The sequence below is a fragment of the Nocardia fodinahabitans genome (assembly GCF_052983615.1).
The window spans coordinates 7,309,540-7,328,506 of record NZ_JBRJJC010000001.1 but is presented as its reverse complement, the minus strand read 5'-3'; the positions used below and the strand labels follow the sequence as shown (position 1 = coordinate 7,328,506).

The 18,967-nt window shown below is 69.8% G+C and carries 19 protein-coding genes and 1 riboswitch; of the genes, 10 read left to right on the top strand and 9 right to left on the bottom strand.

Annotation, left to right across the window (positions count from 1 at the left end; genetic code table 11):
* Positions 1 to 33: 33 nt before the first annotated feature.
* The 3 genes from NV348_RS34525 to NV348_RS34515 all read right to left on the bottom strand — a co-directional run bounded on the left by NV348_RS34525 (position 34) and on the right by NV348_RS34515 (position 2,692).
* Positions 34 to 684: a cyclase family protein gene (locus tag NV348_RS34525; protein WP_447150678.1), complete on the bottom strand. Its 651-nt coding sequence runs from the start codon at positions 682 to 684 to the stop codon at positions 34 to 36.
* A 120-nt stretch (positions 685 to 804) separates the two neighbouring features.
* The gene (locus tag NV348_RS34520; protein WP_447150677.1) at positions 805 to 1,890 is read right to left on the bottom strand and encodes an NAD(P)H-dependent amine dehydrogenase family protein; all 1,086 of its coding nucleotides are present in this window, start codon (positions 1,888 to 1,890) and stop codon (positions 805 to 807) included.
* Positions 1,891 to 1,900: 10 nt separating this feature from the next.
* A complete protein-coding gene (locus tag NV348_RS34515) occupies positions 1,901 to 2,692 on the bottom strand; it encodes an SDR family oxidoreductase (protein ID WP_447150676.1) in 792 nt (263 codons plus the stop codon).
* 90 nt (positions 2,693 to 2,782) lie between these two features.
* Between NV348_RS34515 and NV348_RS34510 the strand changes: the two genes are divergently transcribed.
* From NV348_RS34510 to NV348_RS34485, 6 genes are all read left to right on the top strand, one after another.
* Complete coding sequence (locus NV348_RS34510; RefSeq protein ID WP_447150675.1) at positions 2,783 to 3,661, top strand: helix-turn-helix domain-containing protein; 879 nt, start codon at positions 2,783 to 2,785, stop codon at positions 3,659 to 3,661.
* A gap of 113 nt (positions 3,662 to 3,774) precedes the next feature.
* On the top strand, positions 3,775 to 4,092 hold the full coding sequence (locus NV348_RS34505; protein WP_447150674.1) for a hypothetical protein: 318 nt from the start codon (positions 3,775 to 3,777) through the stop codon (positions 4,090 to 4,092).
* A gap of 105 nt (positions 4,093 to 4,197) precedes the next feature.
* Positions 4,198 to 4,728 (top strand): VOC family protein, encoded by a 531-nt coding sequence (locus NV348_RS34500; RefSeq protein ID WP_447150673.1) that lies wholly within the window; start codon positions 4,198 to 4,200, stop codon positions 4,726 to 4,728.
* A gap of 16 nt (positions 4,729 to 4,744) precedes the next feature.
* On the top strand, positions 4,745 to 5,251 hold the full coding sequence (locus NV348_RS34495; RefSeq protein WP_447150672.1) for a nuclear transport factor 2 family protein: 507 nt from the start codon (positions 4,745 to 4,747) through the stop codon (positions 5,249 to 5,251).
* Positions 5,252 to 5,256: 5 nt separating this feature from the next.
* Positions 5,257 to 6,063 carry an SDR family NAD(P)-dependent oxidoreductase gene (locus NV348_RS34490; RefSeq protein ID WP_447150671.1) on the top strand — a complete coding sequence of 269 codons (807 nt, stop codon included), beginning with the start codon at positions 5,257 to 5,259 and terminating at the stop codon, positions 6,061 to 6,063.
* On the top strand, positions 6,060 to 6,932 hold the full coding sequence (locus tag NV348_RS34485) for a TIGR03619 family F420-dependent LLM class oxidoreductase (RefSeq protein ID WP_447150670.1): 873 nt from the start codon (positions 6,060 to 6,062) through the stop codon (positions 6,930 to 6,932). The genes NV348_RS34490 and NV348_RS34485 overlap by 4 nt, the downstream gene beginning before the upstream one ends.
* On the opposite strand, the gene NV348_RS34480 is transcribed toward NV348_RS34485, so the two are convergent.
* Entirely contained in the window at positions 6,872 to 7,510 is a 639-nt protein-coding gene (locus NV348_RS34480; RefSeq protein ID WP_447150669.1) for a TetR/AcrR family transcriptional regulator, read from the bottom strand. The genes NV348_RS34485 and NV348_RS34480 overlap by 61 nt on opposite strands.
* An 80-nt stretch (positions 7,511 to 7,590) precedes the next feature.
* Between NV348_RS34480 and NV348_RS34475 the strand changes: the two genes are divergently transcribed.
* The gene (locus tag NV348_RS34475; protein WP_447150668.1) at positions 7,591 to 8,352 is read left to right on the top strand and encodes a 3-hydroxyacyl-CoA dehydrogenase; all 762 of its coding nucleotides are present in this window, start codon (positions 7,591 to 7,593) and stop codon (positions 8,350 to 8,352) included.
* A 424-nt stretch (positions 8,353 to 8,776) separates the two neighbouring features.
* Here the strand turns inward: NV348_RS34475 and NV348_RS34470 are convergent, their stop codons facing one another.
* Complete coding sequence (locus tag NV348_RS34470; protein WP_447150667.1) at positions 8,777 to 9,835, bottom strand: alpha/beta fold hydrolase; 1,059 nt, start codon at positions 9,833 to 9,835, stop codon at positions 8,777 to 8,779.
* 130 nt (positions 9,836 to 9,965) lie between these two features.
* On the opposite strand from NV348_RS34470, the gene NV348_RS34465 reads away from it, so the two are divergent.
* Entirely contained in the window at positions 9,966 to 10,784 is an 819-nt protein-coding gene (locus NV348_RS34465) for a cyclase family protein (RefSeq protein WP_447150666.1), read from the top strand.
* Positions 10,785 to 10,980: 196 nt separating this feature from the next.
* Here the strand turns inward: NV348_RS34465 and NV348_RS34460 are convergent, their stop codons facing one another.
* The 3 genes from NV348_RS34460 to NV348_RS34450 form a co-directional block, all read right to left on the bottom strand.
* Positions 10,981 to 11,343: a hypothetical protein gene (locus NV348_RS34460; RefSeq protein WP_447150665.1), complete on the bottom strand. Its 363-nt coding sequence runs from the start codon at positions 11,341 to 11,343 to the stop codon at positions 10,981 to 10,983.
* Between the two features lie 189 nt (positions 11,344 to 11,532).
* Positions 11,533 to 12,624, bottom strand: coding sequence for a PE-PPE domain-containing protein (locus NV348_RS34455; protein WP_447150664.1), 1,092 nt, complete (start codon positions 12,622 to 12,624; stop codon positions 11,533 to 11,535).
* Between the two features lie 410 nt (positions 12,625 to 13,034).
* The gene (locus NV348_RS34450) at positions 13,035 to 13,349 is read right to left on the bottom strand and encodes a DMT family transporter (RefSeq protein WP_447150663.1); all 315 of its coding nucleotides are present in this window, start codon (positions 13,347 to 13,349) and stop codon (positions 13,035 to 13,037) included.
* Positions 13,350 to 13,359: 10 nt separating this feature from the next.
* Positions 13,360 to 13,426, bottom strand: a riboswitch (guanidine-III (ykkC-III) riboswitch).
* Positions 13,427 to 13,432: 6 nt separating this feature from the next.
* Between NV348_RS34450 and NV348_RS34445 the strand changes: the two genes are divergently transcribed.
* Both NV348_RS34445 and ligA read left to right on the top strand, forming a co-directional pair.
* Positions 13,433 to 13,918, top strand: coding sequence for a M48 family metalloprotease (locus NV348_RS34445; protein WP_447150662.1), 486 nt, complete (start codon positions 13,433 to 13,435; stop codon positions 13,916 to 13,918).
* A 314-nt stretch (positions 13,919 to 14,232) separates the two neighbouring features.
* Entirely contained in the window at positions 14,233 to 16,227 is a 1,995-nt protein-coding gene (gene ligA / locus NV348_RS34440; RefSeq protein WP_447150661.1) for an NAD-dependent DNA ligase LigA, read from the top strand.
* Between the two features lie 73 nt (positions 16,228 to 16,300).
* Here ligA and rph read toward each other — a convergent pair whose 3' ends face one another.
* Positions 16,301 to 18,931: a rifamycin-inactivating phosphotransferase gene (rph, locus tag NV348_RS34435; RefSeq protein ID WP_447150660.1), complete on the bottom strand. Its 2,631-nt coding sequence runs from the start codon at positions 18,929 to 18,931 to the stop codon at positions 16,301 to 16,303.
* Positions 18,932 to 18,967 lie beyond the last annotated feature (36 nt).

Genomic DNA, 18,967 nt, shown 5'->3' with positions numbered 1-18,967 from the left:
AGTGCTGGCGACCGGGTGGCGACGAGCGAATCGCTACCGGTCGCCCACCCGGGCCACCGCCCTGATCGGGGCCCCGTCCGCTGCGCTGAGTCGCAGTGGGAACAGTGAGATCTCGATCGTCTGCCCTGCGGTCTGGGCGGCCAGTAGCCGGTCGAGCCCGGTGAGGTTCTCGGCGATCACCGCGTGCGCGCCGCACAGGATCCGGTGCGCCGGTAGGGCGAGATCGTCGGTCTCGGACGGGTCGATGCTGGGTGCGTCGATCCCGACGGTGCGGATTCCACTGTCTACCAACGCTTGTGCGGCTTCGGGAGACAGGTAGGGGTGGGCGAGATAGTCGCCGGAACCCCAGCGGGCCGACCAGCCGGTGACGATCAATACGACAGAACCGGGGACCGGATCGATGTCGAACAGCTCGACCCCGATCGCGCCCCGCGCCGGGACGGACCGGGCATCGACGATCAGCGCGGGCCCGGTGAAGCGTTCGAGCGGTAGCTCGTCCAGGGTGGGCAGGCTGTCGTCGAGATGAGCCGGCGCGCACGGCGAAAAAATCGTTAGCCCATCACATCGTTCCCGGATAGCCTGGTGAGACCCGCGGATGAGCTCTGGGGAGGGGCGAAACGATGTGGAACTGGGGAAAATCCTTCGCAGAACATGCGGCTGCCGCCGCCTGGACGACCTGGCCACCCGCCGATGCGCGACCGACCATCGTGGACCCGGCGGCATGGGATCAGGAAGCAGTCATCGCCGGACCGGGTGAGGAGAAGTGAGCGGCCGATGGTCGGGTCGGCCGTATTCACCGTGCGGTCAGGGCTTTCGGCCCGGATCGGCCAGACCCACACCGGTGACGAGGGGAAGATCGAGCGTGGTGCGGATGCCCGGCGGTGCGGCGATGACGGCCGGGATGGCATTGACCACCCGCATGGCCGTGCCGACCAGGCTGGCGTGGTTGTGGTCGCCGCGGTCGCTGAACATCGCCAGATCCAGGGTGTAGTTCGGCTCGCCGGTGATCTCGACGCGGTAGGACCCGCCGGCGCGGGCGGGCTGTGGCCAGTCGGGGGCGATGTCGGCGCGCAGGCGGGTGACGTGCTCGAGCACGGTGACGGCCCGGTCGCCGACCATGCCGCGGACCTCGAACCGCAGGGCGGCCGCCGTGCCCGCCGGGATGGTGCCCGAGTCGATATCGAAGGTCTCCGGGGCGGGCAGTCGCTCGAAATGCTCGGTGACGCTGTCGAGTTCGATCTCCAGGCCCGCGGCGAGCTGGCGGACCACGCTGCCCCACGCCAGTGACAGCACACCGGGCTGCAACAGCAACGGGGTCTCGTCCATCGGCCGGCCGAAGCCCATGATGTCGAACATGACCGCGGGATTGTCGTAGGTCGAGTAGTCGACGATCTCGAGGCAGCGCACCTGCTCGACGTAGCGGCAAGTGCCCAGCAGGGCCAGCGGCAGCAGATCATTGGCGAAACCGGGGTCGATGCCGTTGACGAACAGGGAGGCATTGCCCTGCGCCGCGGCCTGTTCCACCGGTGCCAGCAGGTCGGTCGGCAGCACGTGCCACGGGTACTGGAGGAATACCGGTGCGCTGGCCACCACATTGATCCCGGCGGCGAGGAGCGTGCGCAGATCGGCCAGCGCCTCCATCAGCCGGTTGTCGGTCATGGCGGTGTAGACCACGCAGTCGGGCCGCAGCGCGAGGATATCGGCGGTCTCGGTGGTGGCGAGGATGCCGGTGGGGGTCGGTGTTCCGGCGAGTTCGGCGGCGTCGCGCCCCGCCTTGCCGGGCCCGGAGACGTGCACGCCGACCAGGTCGAACCGGGGATCGGCCAGCACTCCCGCCAGCGCGTGCCGCCCGACATTGCCCGTGCCCCAATGCACTACGCGGTGAACCATGATGTCGACCTCACAGATCCGGAAGGGGGATGGTCAGATTCGGCGCGATGAGCCCACCGTCGACCTCGAGCACCTTCCCGGTGAGGAAGGAGCCCGCGGGCGAGGCGAGGAACAGCGCGGCCGCGGCGATATCGGTGGGCTCGCCGAGGCGGTGCAGTGGCGTCGCCTGCTCCATCGCCGTGCGCATCTGCTCGTTGCCCGCGACGATGTCGAGCGCGGAGGTCAGGATCGAGCCGGGCGCGATCGCGTTCACCCGGATCCGTGGGCTGAGATCCATGGCGGCGCTGCGGGTGTAGTGCGCCAGCGCGGCTTTGGCGGTGGCGTACGCGGCGAACGCGCGTCCCGGCAGTCTGCCCATCGTCGAGGTGATGTTGATGATCGAGCCGCCGCTCGCCGTCTCGAGCATCGTGGGCACCGCCGCCCGCACCAGGGCGTGTGCTGTCCCGACATTGAAGGCGAAGGCCTCGGCGAGATCGTCGGGGGAGGTGTCGAGCAACGGTCTCGGCAGCGCCCCGCCCACATTGTTGACGACGATGTCGAGGCGGCCGAACTGCGCGGTCGCGGCGTCGGCCAGCGCGGTGACGGCCTCCGGGTCGGCCAGGTCGGCGACCACGACGTGCGCGCGCCGGCCGGTCGCCTCGACCTGGTCGGCGACCCGCCGCAGGTCGGCCTCGGTGCGCGCGGCGATCACCACGTCGGCACCTGCCTCGGCGAAGCCGGTGGCGATCGCGGCGCCGAGGCCGCGACCCGCCCCGGTGACTATGGCTACCCGGTCATCCAGACGGAACTGGTCGAGGATCATGATCACCTTTCGTTCGTCGAATATTCGACTAATATGTGGCGAATAGTCGAAGCAGTGTAGGGCGGGCCGCACCCGCAGACAAGGGGTGTCATGCCGGAATCCGCGTCGCCGCCGACTCGCCGGGTCGTCGAGGTGATGGAGCTGCTGACCCGCAGCGACCGAGCGCTGACCGCCTCGGAGATCGCGTCGGCACTCTCGCTGGCCCGCGCCACCATCACCGCCGTTCTCACCGAACTCACCGACGCCGGCTGGGTCCGCCGCGACCGCGACCGCCGGTTCGGCCCCGGTCCGGCACTCGCCGCGCTGTCGCCCGCCGACCCCGGGATCCCGGCTGCCACGGTGAGCGCCGCACTGCGGGAGATGGCCGTGGCCGCGCACTGCGGGGTGACCCTGAGCCGAATCGCCGACGGCCGGCTCACCGTGGTGGCCAAGGAATACGCGCTGGGCGCGCGCATCGTGCCCGGACTCGCTGTGGGACAGTCCATTCCACTGGCCTATCCGGCGGGTGCCGCGGTGATGCCGTGGCGCGGGGAGCCCGAACGGCGCGCGTGGCTGGCGACGGCGAACGGCCCGGCCCGGCGGGGCGCACCGGCACTGCTGCGGTTCGTCACCACGCACGGCTGCGCGATCTTCCGTCCCGCCTCCGACGACGCGGGACTGGTCGAGGTGCTCGCGGAGCTGCTCGGCGCGGTCGGTGGCGAAGTGGTCCAGCCGGAACTGCGCGCACGGGTACTTCGGCAGCTGGTACGTCTGACCGCGCGCCCCTATCGGGAAGCCGACCTCGCTGACGAGCAGCCGCTGCCCGTCAGCTACCTGTCGGCGCCGGTGCTCGCCGACACCGGTGCGCCCTACGAGGTCCAGATCGGTCCGCTGCGCTCCACGGTCAGCGAGACCGAACGCGGTGAGTACATCGACACGATCCGCGCCGGGGCCGCGGCGCTGTCGGCGGCGCTCGAGCGGCGCGCATGACCGTCCCCGCGGTGTGGTGAGCTTCCGGCAAGCTGATTACCTTCGTCCATCGTGGTTAAGCCTCCTGTGTCGGGCCCTGGTGGCTCGCATCCGCGACAGGAACGAGAGTGATCATGTATTGGCGAACGACGATCGTGACGACAGCGCTGATCCTGGCCGTGATGGGCGGGTCCACCGGGTGCGCGGAGCTGGAGAAAGCTGTCAACAAGGGCGGTGACACCCGGTGCAGCGAGTACCTCGCCCAGGACTCCGCCAAGAAACACACCACGGTGACGAAACTGCTCGAAGAAGAGGGCCAGGGTGATGCGGCGGCCGATCAGAACGCGGTCGACCTCGCGGTCGCCGCGATCAACCTGATGTGCGGCGCGCAGGCGAATCCGGATACGCCGATCCGGGACGCGGATCTGTCCGGGGTGCTGGTGCCGAAGTGAACTTCCGGTCCGCGTGTCCCACTCGCCGGGCACCCGATATTGCCCGGAGACGGTTCCGTGGGACTGTGAGGGTCGAGAACTGTCCACCCCAGGAGGTCGCCGGGCATGCGGGGAATCAACCACATCGTCCTGTTCGTCGCGGATCTGCCGCGCAGTATCGCGTTCTACGAGGACGTGCTCGGATTCGAGCGGCTCGCCGAAGGGTTCCCCGGCGGCGCGTTCCTGCGCCACCCCGGCTCGGCCAACGACCACGACCTCGGGCTCTTCCAGGCCAGGACGCCCGCGGCGGGGCAGGGCTCGGTGGGGCTCTATCACGTTGCGTGGGAAGTGGATACGTTGTCCGAGCTGGCCGCTGTCCGTGACGGCCTGGTTGCCGTGCACGCGCTGACCGGCGCCGGCGATCACGGGTCGACCAAGGCGCTCTACGCGCGCGACCCCGACGGCATCGAGTTCGAGGTGTGCTGGCTGGTACCCGACGAGCACGTCGAGGACGCACTGGCTCCCGGCACCTCGCTGACCGCGCCCCTGGATCTCGACGCCCAGATCCGCCGCTACGGCGCCGACACCCCGGGCGGTCCGCGCACCGATCCGCAGGTGTGGGCACGCGTCGCGGCGCGTCGGGCCGCACTGTCCTGAACAACGAGAGGCACCCATGACACAGACACCCGGGGACATCGAGGCACTGCTGCGGCGGGTCGAGGTGATGGAGGACAAATGGCAGATCCTCGAGCTGATCGCCGCCTACGGTCCCGCCGTGGACAGTGGATCCGCCGACGGCACGGCCGCGCTGTGGTCCGAAGACGGTGAGTACGACGTCGATTCGGGAATGCTGCGCGGGCGCGAGGAATTGCGCGCGATGGTCGGCAGCGCGCCGCATCAAGGTTTCATCACCAACGGCTCGGCGCACCTGCTGGGCCTGCCCCATATCGAGGTCGACGGGGATCGCGCGGTGGCCATCGGACATTCGCAGCTGGTGCTGAAGGTGCCGGGCACTACCGCCGACTTCCAGGTCGCCCGGATCACCGCGAACCGCTGGGAATTGGTGAAGGCCGACGGGCGCTGGCAGGTGGACCGCCGTGTGGCCCGCCTGCTGGACGGCAGGCCCGACGCCCGTGAGCTGCTCGGTGGCGTCGTCAGCGGATCCGAGGGGCGGAGCTGAGATTGATGAATATCGCCAAGTACGGCCCCTGGGCGGTGATCGCGGGCGGGTCGGAAGGCGTCGGCGCCGAATTCGCCGAGCAACTCGCTCGCGCGGGCATGAATCTGGTTCTGCTCGCCCGCAAGGAAGAGCCCTTGCTGGCGACCGCCGAGGTCTGCCGCGCCCACGGCGTCGAGGTGCGCACGCTGTCGGTCGATCTCCTCGCCCCGGACGCGCTCGACCGCATCGCGGTACTCACCGACGACCTGACCGTGGGCCTGCTCGTCTACAACGCGGGCGCCAACACGTACGGCCACGAGTTCGTGACCGGCGACTTCGACCGATTCCGCGTCGTCGTCGACCTCAATATCACCGCCCAGCTGAGACTGGTTCAGCACTTCGGCGCGCCCATGCGTGCGCGGCGTCGCGGCGGCATCCTGCTGGTCGGCTCGCTCAGCGGCTACCTGGGGTCGGCGCGGATCAGCGTCTACGCGGCGGCCAAGGCGTTCCTGCGCACCTTCGCCGAAGGGCTGTGGCTGGAGATGCGCGACTACGACGTCGACGTCGTGCACCTGGTGCTCGGTGTGACCCGCACGCCCGCTATGGCTCGGGCCGGCCTGCGGATGGACCGCCCCGGCCTGCGGGTGTCCGAACCGCACGATGTGGCCGCGCAGGGGCTGGCGAGTCTCGCCGACGGCCCGGTGGTCGTGGTGGCGGAGTTCGCGGCGGTCGCCGAGAAGAACAGTGGAACCAACCGCGCGGAGCTGCTGCTGGCGGCGAGCGCGGGTACCCGGAAATTGCTGCCACCCGGTCGCCAGGAGGTGGCGCGGTGAGGATCGGGATCGACACTCCGGTGGTCACCCGGGTGCCGGGCGCGCACAGCCCGTGGGAGGAGTCGGCGGGGATCGCCGAACTCGCGCGGATCGCGGTCGCCGCGGACCGGCTCGGGTTCCATCACCTCACCTGCAGCGAGCACGTCGCGGTGCCGACCGCCGTCGCCGCGGTGCGTGGCGCGACGTACTGGGACCCCCTGGCCACCCTGGGCTATCTGGCCGCGCGCACCGAACGGATCCGGCTGGCCACGAAGGTGCTCGTCCTCGGTTACCACCATCCGCTCGAGATCGCCAAGCGCTACGGCACGCTCGATGTCGTGAGCGGTGGGCGGCTGGTCCTCGGTCTGGGTGTCGGCTCCCTGCAGGAGGAGTTCGAGCTGCTCGACGTTCCGTTCGAGGACCGCGGCGCCCGCGCCGACGCCGCGCTGATCGCCCTGCGTGCGGCGCTGTCGCAGCGGGTCCCGCGGCACGACGGCCGGTACCACCGGTTCGCGGACATGGTGGTCGAACCGCACGCGGTCCAGGATGCCGTACCGCTGTGGATCGGTGGCCGCACGGCCCGATCGCTACGGCGTGCGGTGGACCTGGCCGACGGCTGGGTCCCGTTCGGTCTGACCTTCGACGAGATCGGCACGCTGCTCGCCCGCCGGCGGCCTCCCGCCGGATTCGAGGTCGTGCTCTCGGCCGGATCCCTGGACCCTCTCGGAAACCCCACGCGGACCAGGGCGAAGCTCGCGGCGGCGGCCGGCGCGGGCGCGACCGTGGTCGGCGCCGCGCTGACCGCGACCTCGGCCGAGCACTACTGCGATCAGCTCGGTGCGCTGGCCGAGATCCGCGACGAGGACTCCGCGGCGGACGCCGGAAGGTGACCGTCCATCCACCGCAGCATCCGATCGACCGAGTCGGCGCAGTCGTCCACCGCGCCGGACTCGGCCCACTCGATCAGGGCGGCGAAGGTGGCTGACTGGTAGGCGGTCGCCAGCGCCCGGCAGATGGCGGCGGGGGAGCCGGGCAGCCGCCGGGCGAGATACCCCGACAAGGTATCGATCCAGGGCTGATAGATCCGGGGAGCGGTCGCGGCGAGCTCGGGCTCCGAGGAGATCAGCCGCAGCCAATCCCGCGCGAGCTCGTGGATCAGGGGATCACGGGACACCGATTCGACGATCGCTGCCCGGACCACCACGGCGGGCGCTGCGTCGTCGGCCGCGCCGGTGAGTACGTCGCGCAGCCGGTCCGTCGCGGGCGCGACGCCCAGCCACGCGATCTCGGCACGGGAGGAGAAGTGCCGCAACAGCGTTCGCGTGCTGATTCCCGTGGCCTCGGCCAGGTCGTTCCAGTTGGTGGTGGCGAATCCGCGTTCGGTCCACAGGCGCAGCGCCCCCGCGGAGACGGCCCGGGTATCCAGCACCGACGGGCGGCCGGGGCGGCGGGGAGCGGGCTGTGTCACGGCGAAAGCCAACCAGTTTTGGCGAAGTGTGTCAATATTGCGCCGACCACGAGTCATCTCATCGAACAGGAGTAATTGGTATGGATTTCGTCAATGCGTCCGCGATCGTCACCGGCGGTACGTCGGGTCTCGGCTTGGCGACCGTGCGGGAGCTGCACGCCCAGGGCGCGAAGGTCGTCATCGTCGACCTGCCGTCGTCCAACGGTGCGACGATCGCGAAGGAGCTGGGCGAGGGCGCGGCCTTCGCGGCGGCGGACGTGACCGACGAATCGGCGGTGTCCGCGGCGCTCGATGTTGCCGAGTCGCTGGCACCGCTGCGGATCGCGGTGAACTGCGCGGGCATCGGCAACGCGATCAAGACGGTCGGCAAGAAGGGTGCGTTCCCGCTCGCCGACTTCACCAAGATCATCAACGTCAACCTGGTCGGCACGTTCAACGTGATCCGGCTGGCCGCCGAGCGCATGGCCGCCACCGAGCCGGTCGGTGAGGAGCGGGGCGTCATCGTCAACACCGCCTCCGTCGCCGCCTACGACGGCCAGATCGGCCAGGCCGCCTACTCCGCGTCCAAGGGCGGCATCGTCGGCCTGACCCTGCCGGTCGCACGTGACCTGGCGAGCTTCAAGATCCGGGTCGTCACCATCGCGCCCGGCCTGTTCCGCACCCCGCTGTTCGAGACGCTGCCCGAGGAGGCGCTGCAGCGGCTCGGCGCGCAGGTGCCGCACCCGTCGCGCCTCGGCCAGCCCACCGAGTTCGCCGCACTGGCTCGCCACATCGTGGAGAACCCGATGCTCAACGGCGAGACCATCCGCCTCGACGGCGCGATCCGCATGGCGCCGCGCTGATCTGCTCGGTACTCACGATCCGGCCGGGCTCGATGCCCGGCCGGAGGGGCGGGACAGAGTTCGAAGCGAGCCCCAGCCCGCCCGGATCGCGTTTCGCCGTCGCTCTCACCGGTTCGCCACACTGTCCGCGCGAATTCCGCGCGGTGGCGGCAGCGGCAGTGCCGGACGGTGCCGACGACTACTACGGGAGTCCGCTGCCGAGCCACCTGTGTTTCGTGTCGGCGAACTGCAAGGTCGCGGTCATCGGCACCAGCGGGGGGCACCCGGTGCGTTTTGTGCCCGACCATGTCGGAATCCCTGACGGTGCAACGGGTTACGCCCACTTTCGCGGGTCGCCCGGTCCTGGCCCCTACGACGGGTTCGGTGATCCGATCTGCCCGACCGTGGAGCTGTCAGCCGGATGGTGGTGGCTCGGCGGCTGCCCCTAGTCAGCAGGTCGGACGAAGTGGCGAACGTCGGTGGCGAGAAAGTCGCGGATCGCCGCCCAGCTGGAATCGCGGGCACCGGGACCGGCGATGATGCCCAGGTGGCTCCCGTCGACTTCGGCGAAGCGAACCTGCGCACCGGTGAGCACCTCGGCGCCCGCGGCGACGGAGGCAGCCGAGGCGAGTTTGTCGCGGCGGCCGCCGATCAGCAGGACCGGGACCGTGATCGCGGCCAGTTCGATCGCGTGGCGCGGGCTCAGATGCACTGTGCCCTTCCACATCTCGTTGCGCACGATCAGCTGGCGGTAGACCTGCCGGTAGAACCGGCCGGGATATCCCGGCATCTCGTCCATGAACCGGTCGACGGCCTGCATGCGCGCCAGCGCTTCGACATCGCCGGCATTACGGGCGATGTACCACGGTTTGGCCAGCTCGCGGTCCAGCGCCTGGGCGCGGAAACCGGCGCGCACAGCATGTTTCGGGATGCCGCCGAGGAGCCGCACGGGTTCGGTGACGATCCGGCCCGAGGCCAGGCGGCCGACCGAGCGTGCCAGCGCCATCGGACCGTTGCGGCGCTGATCGAACGGCGTGCCGACCGCGGTCAGGGAGGCGAGCGGGAGGCCGGGGTCGGCGGCCGCGGTGAGCAGGCCGATCGTTCCACCGAACGACCAGCCGATCAGATCGACCGGGGCGTGCGCGTGTTCGGCGCTGACCCGGCGGACGGCGGTGGGCACGATGTCGTCGACCCACTCCTCGAAACCGAGGTTCCGGTCGGCGTAGCCGATCTCGCCGTAATCGATGACATACACGTCCCGGCCCAGGTCCAGGAGGTACTCGACGAGGCTCTGACTGGGCCGCAGGTCGTAGCAGGAGACCGTCACCGCCAGCGGCGGTACCAGCAGGATCGGGTTCCCGGTGCTCGCGCCGGTCCGGCGGTAGCGGCGCAACAGCCGATGCGGCTGGTCGTAGACGACGTCCGACGGGGTCGGCACATACGGCTCGATTCCGGGGCCGAGTAGCGCACCCACATTGCGCACCGCGTTGTCCCAGCTGACCATCACATACCTCCACGACCCGTGCCCGGTTGGATATTTTACCTAGACATCGTGTCCGACTAATCTCGGGTGGGCACATCGCGTCGGCGCGTGGATCGGCGCCCGGCCCGGGTCGCTCGGCTATCTTGGGCCGATGTGCTCGCCGGAGATCGTTCGTCTCGCCCATGACGATGCGCCGCGTCCCAGCCGCCGGGCACTGTTCGGTCTCGCGGGACTGACCGCGCTCGCCACCGTGGCGCCCGCGCCCGCGCTCGCCGCACCGGGCGCCGGGGCGGTGGTCGACCTCACCCACACGCTCACCCCGCAGCTGCCGGTCTGGCCGGGCAATCCGCCGATCGCCATGGTGCCGGTGGCGTGGCACGCCTCCGGCGGCTTCGGGCAGTTCTCCCTCGGCTACTGGGAACACACCGGTACGCACCTCGACGCGCCTGCCCATCGGATACTCGGCGGTGCGACGACGGAGACGCTGGCCGTCGATGATCTGGTCGCACCGCTCGTCGTCCTCGACATCAGCGCGAAGGCGGTCACCGATGCCGACGCGGTGGTCACCGTCGCCGATATCGACCGGTGGCGGTCGCAGCACGGTGAGATCCCCGAGCGGGCCTTCGTCGCGATGTATTCCGGGTGGGAGCGGCACCTCGCCGAACCGTCGATGTTCCTCAATCTGGACGGCCAGGACAGGCCGCACGCGCCGGGCTTCTCGGCCGACGCCGCGGAATACCTTGTGGCGCAGTGCGGAATCGTCGGCGCTGGCGTCGATACGCTCAGCCTGGACTGCGGCGCGGACCCCGACTTCGGCGCGCACACCGCGCTGCTCGGCGCGGGCCGCTACGGCGTGGAGATGCTCGCGAACCTCGCGGCGGTCCCGCCGGCCGGGGCGAGGGTGGTCGTGGGCGCGCCGAAACACGAGGGCGGCACCGGCGGGCCGTGCCGGGTACTCGCCCTCACCTGATCGGTGTCACCGGTCCGGTCTGCCGATCGGCATCCTTTCGCCCACCCGACATCGAGTCGAATCTGCTCGGACACCAGCCGAACCCGCTCGCCGCGTACGGGACGCTGCGGAGCGGATCGTCGACGAGAACGAAGCGGCGTGCGCTGTGCGTGGTGATCACCGCACAGCGCACGCCGCTCGTTCGGAGCGGAGTTCGCTAGCCGCGGTAGATCTCGACGTAGGCGTTGGTGGCGGCAGCGACAACGCCAGGGCCCATTCCGGTACAGGCTGCCGAGATGCGCTGGCCCATGGGCTCGAACGGGTAGCTCAGGACGGTGTAGCCGCCGATCGTGTACATCGGGAACGGGCCGTTGGCGTAGAGACCGAAGCAGTCGACGTGCAGGACGTAGTTGCTGCCCCCGTCGGGCTGGCAGGTCGCCGATGCGCCGAAGAGGTCCCGCTCGACGCGGCAATCCTGAGGTGCCGCCTGTGCGGTGCCGGATCCGATGACGGCGACGAACGCCAGACCGGAAACCCCGGCGGCCGCGACGCGGGCGGCGGCGGCGAGTGTCTTCTTCATGGAACTCCTCTGTTCGGGACGATCTTCGGTGGGAAGCGCTGACGTCCTGGCCATGGATGACGTGCGGGTGACCGGTGGTGGACGTGCCGCGCCGGGTTCGTCTCCCGACCGTAGCGCGGGGCGAGTAGCAGTGCCTGGACCAGCGCGGGTCCCGTGCAGTATCAAGCACCAGGCATTTCGGGTGTGCCCTTATGGGGCGGGTGTGAGGAAGTCGTGGAGGAGCGGTGCTATCGGGTTCGGCGGGAGGAGATCGTCGAGATCGGCCAGCGCTGCCGCGGGTGGCAGGGTGCGGTCCGGGGTGTGTGACGGGTTGTCGATTTCTGCGACGGCGTCGGCGATGCCTTGGTCGATGGCGGCGGGCAGGTCCACCGGCAAGGTGGCGGTCTTGCTCGGGTCGAGTGGGTGATCGAACCGCAGCGGCGTCGGCGTCGCGTAGTCGGTGCGGTCGTATCCGGTTTCGATCAGAACCCGCAGTGCCGGTTCCAGCAGGGCGGCGGCGGGTTCGGTGACGTTCGTGGCGTTCGTGTGCTGCCCGACCGCGCGCAGCGGATACAGCAGTGGCAAGGTGCCCTCGGGACTGGGGATCGTCTTGTAGAGGGTGCCACCGTGGATCTGGCAGTTCTCCGGGTATTCATCACAGTTCTGCTGTGCGATGTAGTCGGCCGGGTCCCGGTATCCGTAGATCGCCGCGCCCGCCTCGGGTTCGCTGCCCGCGCCGTTGCCCTTCGGCTGCAGATACGAAGGGTGGATCAGCAGGGTGCCCAGCAGGGCGTTCGCGTCGGCGAGGACATTGAGCGGATAGGCCGGAAAGTCCGAAATGCCGTCGTATTGCATGGCGATATCGGTGGTCGCGATGCCCGTGTCGGTCGGAGTGGGCGGCCCGAAGCTGATGTCGGCGACCGGGATTTCGCCGAAACGCACCGGCCGCTCGATGATCCCGCCGTTGGGGCGGTTCGGATTGGCGATGAGGACGAAGGCCAGCCGGTTCTTGTCCTGGGGCGTCAGCCCCGCCAGGGCGGCTTTCTCCGCGCTGGCAACCGTCCCGCCTTGCGACGAGATGACCGGCCACAGCGACGCGTCGTACGGGACGGGAACGAAAACTACTCCGGGACACGCGTTGTCGGTGCAACCTCGCGCGCCGGGGTCGATGAAGTTCTGATAAGCGTTGCTTTCGAAGTTGTGGGCCACCGACGGGTCGCTGGTGCCGGTGCCGGGAACGATCAGCACCGTCGTCGCGGCCACTGCGACCGCGCCGACACTCTGCACCTCGAGCCATGCCACACCCAGTGCCGTGAGAATCGCGGCAGACGCGCTCCCGCGTGCCGCTGAACGGCGTTTACCGGCTCTTGCCTCGGCCGACCGTGCGGTCTTTCGCGCCTTCGATGTCTGCGGCATGGACTACCCTTCAGCGGGAGGGAAGAGCGAGACCTCGGCAATTTCGGAGCAATTGTGCCAGCGGTTGCGCTGTGCCACAAGGACGCAACGCGGAGACGAATTGCAGTCACTGCAGGAAATGCATGCGATGCGTGATCGAGAAGAACGTGAATTGCTTGCCGACGTGACCGGAATTCGTGGTCCGGGGAATCCGAGCGGATCACTGATCGCGGCGATAAACCCTCTCCCGATGCCGCCCGACCGGTGCCGGCACGGTTCGCGTCGAGGCGGCATCCGGGCAGCCAGGAGCGTCGTGATCAGTGGGCGAGTTTGAGCCCGACCACGCCGGTCACGATCATGGTCAGAAACACGAGCTCGAATATCGTGACGGGCTCTTCGCCGGTGGCCATGGCATAGGCGACGGTGAGGACCGCGCCGATGCCCACCCAGACCGCGTAGGCGGTGCCGATCGGAAGTTCGCGCATCGCGATGGCCAATCCGGCCATACTCGCGAGCAGCGCGGCGAAGAACACCACCGACGGCAGGAGCCGGGTGAAGCCTTCGGATTTGCCCAGAGCGGTAGCCCACACGGCTTCCAGGAAACCGGACACGACGAGCAGAATCCATGACATGACAGCCCTCCTCGGGCCGTCTTGTCGCGCTCCGGGTACGGCACCCCTCGTCCGGAAGCCCGATGTCCGGGCTCGTTTCCACCATGGCACGCCAGTTACTCGGCGGCAAGCGATGGTGGTTCGTCTCACCGCGCGGCGTGTCGATGGGTATCCGTAAACTCGGCCGGGTGGGGAGGATTCGCGAATACACCGGTGGATTTCTGCTGACGCTGCCGAGTGTGGTGCTCAATGGTGTGCTGGTGTACGTCGCCGGAATCGGGGTCGGTCTCTGGGCGGCCGTGGTCGTGCTCGCGCTGTGGTTCGTGATCGGTTGCGCAGTGGCGAGTGCGACGTGGTTCCATCCGAATCGGGGACAAGCGGCGGCACGCTCGCGGTGGGCGGAGTTCGCCGCCGACCGGATGGCGGTCGACCTCGGGTACGGTCGCGATCTCCATGGCGCACTACGGAAGTGGCTTCCGTACGAGTCGTCGCCGGCCTCGACACTGCTCGCGGCGCGGGGCCGGTGGCTGGGCACGCATCCGCCGACAACGGAACGGCTGCAGGCGATTCGGCGCACCGCCCCGGCCTGACCGCATCGAATGCGGGGGAAGAGGCGCACCCGCCAGGGGTTTCGGTCGGCGGGTGCGCCGGATCAGGGGGCCGCGACCACCGAGCGATCCGCACTGCGCGGGCAGCTCGGCAGTGCGGGCCCATGGTGCGCGAGGAGGCGCCATGGGCGTCGGGTTGCTCGGTCAGGGTGGCCGGGCCTTGATCCGCCGCTGATACTGCCGCCCGTACCGTGAGGATTTCGTGAGTGGCCCGCCATGTGGTCGCCGGTCGGCGCGCACTGCTACGAAGCCCTGCTCGTCCGAGGTGTCGGTGGGAATCGGTAGCGTCGCGTGCTGTGGAAACAGGGGAACGTATCCAGGAACTCGCCGATCGCATCGTGGCGCTGCGCGACGCCTACTATCAGGGCTCGCCACTGGTCGCCGATGCCGAGTACGACACGATCGAAGACGAGTTGCGTGCGCTGATCGCGGCGCACCCCGAGCTCACGCCCGACCCGAATCCGCTCGAGGAGGTCGGCGCGCCCGCGGTACTGCATGCGCCGATCCGGCACTCGCGGCCCATGCTGTCGCTCGAGAAGGCCACCAAACCCGAGCAGGTCGAGGCGTTCTTCCAGCGTTTCCCCGGGCAGCCGGTGGTGGTGATGCCCAAACTCGACGGGTTGTCGCTGGCGCTGGTCTTCGAGGACGGACGACTGGTGCGGGCCGTGACCCGGGGCGACGGCACCACCGGTGACGACGTGACCATGCTGGTCCGCGCGCTGGTCGACGGGGTTCCCGAGCGGATCGAGCACCCCGGGCGCGTGGAGGTGCGTGGCGAGGCGGTGATGCTGCGGTCGACCTTCGCCGCCTACAACGCGGCGCACCCGGACAAGCCACTGATCAACCCGCGCAATGCCGCGGCGGGCACGCTGCGGGCGAAGGACCCGGCCACGGTCGCCGCGCGCCGCCTGCAATTCTTCGGCTTCGACCTCGACACCGCCGACGACCGCGCCGCGCACGACCTCGGCGCGGGGTTACAGGCGCTGGGCGTGGAGGGCGCGCGGATGCGCGTATGCGCCGACGCCGCACTGGCGCAGGCGGCGATCACCGAGATCGAGCAGGGCCGCAACGACCTGGATTACGACATCGACGGCGCGGTGCTGCGCCTGGCCGACCGGGATGCCTACGCGGCGGCCGGAACCCGGTCGAACTCGCCCCGCGGGGCGCTCGCGTTCAAGTTCGCCGCCGAGGAGAAGACCACGCTGCTGGCCGACGTCGTCTGGGACGTCGGCAAGACCGGCAAGATCGTGCCTGTCGCGTGGCTGGAGCCGGTGTTCGTCGGCGGCACCACCGTCACCAAGGCGACGCTGGCCAACCAGGAGGTGATCCGTGCCCGCGACATCAAGATCGGTGACACCGTGCTGGTGCGCCGCGCCGGTGATGTGATTCCGTTCGTGGCCGGCGTGCTCGACGCGGCGAAGCGCACCGGCGCGGAGCGCGAGATCGTGCCGCCGACCGTCTGCCCCTCGTGCGGGCAGCCGGTGACCGAACAGGGCAACAGCCGAGAGCTGTTCTGCACCAATGTCGCCTGTCCCGCCCAGACCGTTCGCCGGTTGATCCACTGGGCGTCGCGCGCGGCGGCCGACATCGATGCCATCGGGCAGGTGTGGATCGAACGGCTCGCCGAGGCGGGCATTCTGGAACACCCGTCGGACTTCTACACGCTCACCCAGGAGCGCCTGCTCGAATTCGATCGCATCGGCGAGGTGTCGGCCGCGCGGATGATCGAGTCGATCGACGCGAGCCGCCGGGTCGGCCTGCGCCGCGCACTGATCGGCCTGGCCATCCCGATGGCCTCCGACGGCACCGCCGCTCGTCTGGCCCGCGCGGGATTCGGCTCCCTGGAGGAGGTCGCCGACGCGGGCGAGGAACGCCTCGTGGCGGTGGAGGACATCGGGCCGAAGGTCGCCGCCTCCCTGGTCGCCCACCTCACCCGCCTGCGCCCGGAGCTGGAGCGGTTGCGTGCGGCCGGTGTCGATCTGGACGTGCGCGAGGAAGACCTCGCCCCGGTCGTCGCGGCCGGTGCGCCCCTGGAAGGCAAGACGGTGGTGATCACCGGCGCCATCAGCGACCCTCGGTCTGGGGAGAAGGTGGCCCGCCCGACCTTCCAGCGCCTGTGTGAGCAGGCGGGCGCGACGACGGCCTCCTCGGTCTCGGCCAACACCGATCTGCTCATCACCGGTGCGGGGGTCGGCGACAGCAAACTGGCCAAGGCGGACAAGCTCGGCGTGGAGGTCGTCGACCAGGGCGAGATCTGGAACCTGCTGATCACCGCCAAGGTCGTCGTCTAGACCGCGCGGCGGCGGCCCGCAGGGGCGGGCCGCCGACCCGGCGGTGTGGGTACCGAAGGCCGCGTCGCCGCCGTCACTCGTCCGGCGTCAGGATCTCGACGTAGCCGTCGGTACCGTGCACGCGGATGCGCTGCCCGTCCCGGATCAGCTCGGTGGCGTGTTCCACGCCGACGACGGCGGGCAGGCCGTATTCGCGGGCGATGACGGCACCGTGGGTCATCAGGCCGCCGACTTCGGTCACCAGGCCCCGGATCGCGACGAACAGCGGAGTCCAGCTGGGGTCGGTGTAGGCGGTCACCAGGATGTCGCCCGGGTCGAGGTCGGCCTGCCCGATATCGGACACGACGCGCGCGCGGCCCTCGACCGTTCCGGCCGAGACCGCCATCCCGGGCAGCGCGCCCGGTGGCAGGTCCTCGCGCCGGTACGCGCCGCTGAGTGCCGCACCGTCGGAGGTGAGCACTCGGGGTGCGGACAGCGACTGATACGCGCGGAACGCGTTCTTGCGCTCGTCGATGAGCTCGGCACTCGCACGCCGGGTGCGGACCACGTCGCCGAGTTCGTCGAATCGGAAGTAGAAGATGTCCTCGGGTTCGCGCAACACGCCGTCGCGCACCAGCCGGCCGGCTTCGCGCAGCAGTGCCTGCTTGTAGACGAAGTAGCGGCTCACCATGCCGTATTTCGGGTACTCCCGATAGCCGGAGTAGGTGCGGAGGCGGTCGATCATCGCCGCGGTCTGCTCGGCCTTCGCGGCACCGTCCGGCAGGGCGCGCACCCGATCCAGGAGCTGCTGCTTCGCCTGTTCGGCCTCGCGCAGGCCGTCGTCGAAGCGCTGCTTGCCCGCGCCGGGGCCGAAGTTCCGGATATTGCCGAGGATCGTGGGCACGAGCGTGGTGGGGCTTTCGCGCCAGCGCGGCCTGGTGATGTCGATCTCGCCGACACAGCGCATGCCGTAGTTGTCCAGGAAATCCTCGATCGCGGCCCGTGCTTCGTGGCCGCCGGAACGTTCGGCCAGCTCCGGCAGGAAGCCGGCCGGACCCGGACCCGCCTGTTCCACCTCCTGGAGGTAGGCCACCACCTCCGGGTGCGGACGGATCGCATCGGCGACATCGAGCAGCGCCAGCCCCATCTCCGAGGTCACATTGCCCGGGACCGACTGCAGGAGGACGTCGGCGGCGTTCTTCTCGCCGAGCCATTCCCACATCCGGTCGTTGAGCCACTCGGTGGCCTCCATCGCGGACATGATCGCCCGCAGGCTGCGTGGCGCGAACACCGTCCGCTGCAATTCCTGGATGTCGGCCCGGACGAAATCGATCAGCGCCGGGCCCGAGTAGTTCGGAATCTCGCTCCGCAGTGTGGCGATGGAGGCATCGATGTCGGCGACCAGTTCGGCGACGAGGTCGGGATCGGCCGCGATCGGCGCGGGCGCCGCGCCCGGTGCCGGGAGACCGGCGGGTGCACGCCCGGCGGCGGCCTCCGCCGCCGGGCGGAGGAAGTCACCTCGATCGACGACGGACCGCAGTGCGTCCCCGATCAGCGGATCGGACTTGCCGAGCCCGTCGATCAGACCGGTGCGGATCGCCGGTGACGACAGCATCTCGGTGACGTCCACGAACAGCCGGCCGCCCGCGTCCCGCATGGGCGCGCGACTGGTCAGCTGCCACATCGAGATCCCCAGCGGTTTCATCGCGTCGGTCATCATCTGCTGATGGCCCACCGACACATAGACGCGGTTCTCGTCGTCGGCGGCCACGGGAATCGGGAACAGCGTGGTGATCGGCCTGCTCTGGACGATCCGGAGATCCGGACCGTCCAGGCACCATTCGATGTCCTGCGGACTGCCGAAATGCGCTTCGATCCGGCGGCCGAGCCGGGCCAGCCGCAGCACCTCGGCATCGGACAGCACCGGTTCGTCGCGGCGCTCCTCGGGAATCTCACGTACCCGCGTGCCACCCGCGGGCGCGGACTCGACGGCGAGCTTCTTGGTGGCGATCGTCCGGTCGGTGACGGCGTCGTGGCGGACCCGGTAGAGGTCGGCGTTCACCAGACCGGAGACGAGCGCCTCACCGAGTCCGAATCCGGCGTCGACGGAGACGACCGTTCGATCGGAGGTGACGGGGTCGGCCGTGACGAGGATGCCCGAAGCGCGCGGGAACACCATCCGCTGCACGACCACCGCCATCCGAATCGACTTCTCGTCGAAATGGTTTCGCAGGCGATAGGTGACGGCTCGTTCGGTGAACAGGGACGCCCAGCATCGGCTGACGTGCTCGAGGATCGCCGCGGGCCCCGCGATGTTCAGGAAGGTGTCCTGCTGGCCCGCGAACGACGCGGTCGGCAGGTCCTCGGCCGTCGCGCTGGACCGGATCGCGTAGGCGCCGCGCACACCGAGCCGGGCATGCGCGGCCAGGATCTCGGCCGCGATGTCCTCGGGAATCACGAGGCCTTCGATCGCGCGCCGCACGCGGGCGCTGACGGCGGCGATCGCCGCCCGATCGTCGGCCGCGAGGCGCGATACCTCGTCCAGCAGGTCGTCGATCGAGGGTGCGCCCGCCACCGCGCGTGCGAAGGCATCCGTCGTCACGCAGAAGCCGTCCGGCACGTCGACGCCGTCGATCCGGGTCAGCTCACCGAGGTTCGCGCCCTTGCCGCCGACGAGCGCGCCCCGGGTGCGATCGATCTCCCCGAATTCCAGTACATAGGCCATCCCCGCTACTCCTCACCTGGTGGTTTCGGTATTTCG

Excerpts from the sequence above, each read along its gene's own strand:
- NV348_RS34520 (WP_447150677.1), bottom strand. The coding sequence starts at position 1,890 with ATGGTTCACCGCGTAGTGCATTGGGGCACGGGCAATGTCGGGCGGCAC.
- NV348_RS34515 (WP_447150676.1), bottom strand. The coding sequence starts at position 2,692 with ATGATCCTCGACCAGTTCCGTCTGGATGACCGGGTAGCCATAGTCACC.
- NV348_RS34510 (WP_447150675.1), top strand. The coding sequence starts at position 2,783 with ATGCCGGAATCCGCGTCGCCGCCGACTCGCCGGGTCGTCGAGGTGATG.
- NV348_RS34505 (WP_447150674.1), top strand. The coding sequence starts at position 3,775 with ATGTATTGGCGAACGACGATCGTGACGACAGCGCTGATCCTGGCCGTG.
- NV348_RS34500 (WP_447150673.1), top strand. The coding sequence starts at position 4,198 with ATGCGGGGAATCAACCACATCGTCCTGTTCGTCGCGGATCTGCCGCGC.
- NV348_RS34495 (WP_447150672.1), top strand. The coding sequence starts at position 4,745 with ATGACACAGACACCCGGGGACATCGAGGCACTGCTGCGGCGGGTCGAG.
- NV348_RS34490 (WP_447150671.1), top strand. The coding sequence starts at position 5,257 with ATGAATATCGCCAAGTACGGCCCCTGGGCGGTGATCGCGGGCGGGTCG.
- NV348_RS34475 (WP_447150668.1), top strand. The coding sequence starts at position 7,591 with ATGGATTTCGTCAATGCGTCCGCGATCGTCACCGGCGGTACGTCGGGT.
- NV348_RS34470 (WP_447150667.1), bottom strand. The coding sequence starts at position 9,835 with ATGGTCAGCTGGGACAACGCGGTGCGCAATGTGGGTGCGCTACTCGGC.
- NV348_RS34465 (WP_447150666.1), top strand. The coding sequence starts at position 9,966 with ATGTGCTCGCCGGAGATCGTTCGTCTCGCCCATGACGATGCGCCGCGT.
- NV348_RS34460 (WP_447150665.1), bottom strand. The coding sequence starts at position 11,343 with ATGAAGAAGACACTCGCCGCCGCCGCCCGCGTCGCGGCCGCCGGGGTT.
- NV348_RS34450 (WP_447150663.1), bottom strand. The coding sequence starts at position 13,349 with ATGTCATGGATTCTGCTCGTCGTGTCCGGTTTCCTGGAAGCCGTGTGG.
- NV348_RS34445 (WP_447150662.1), top strand. The coding sequence starts at position 13,433 with ATGGCACGCCAGTTACTCGGCGGCAAGCGATGGTGGTTCGTCTCACCG.
- rph (WP_447150660.1), bottom strand. The coding sequence starts at position 18,931 with ATGGCCTATGTACTGGAATTCGGGGAGATCGATCGCACCCGGGGCGCG.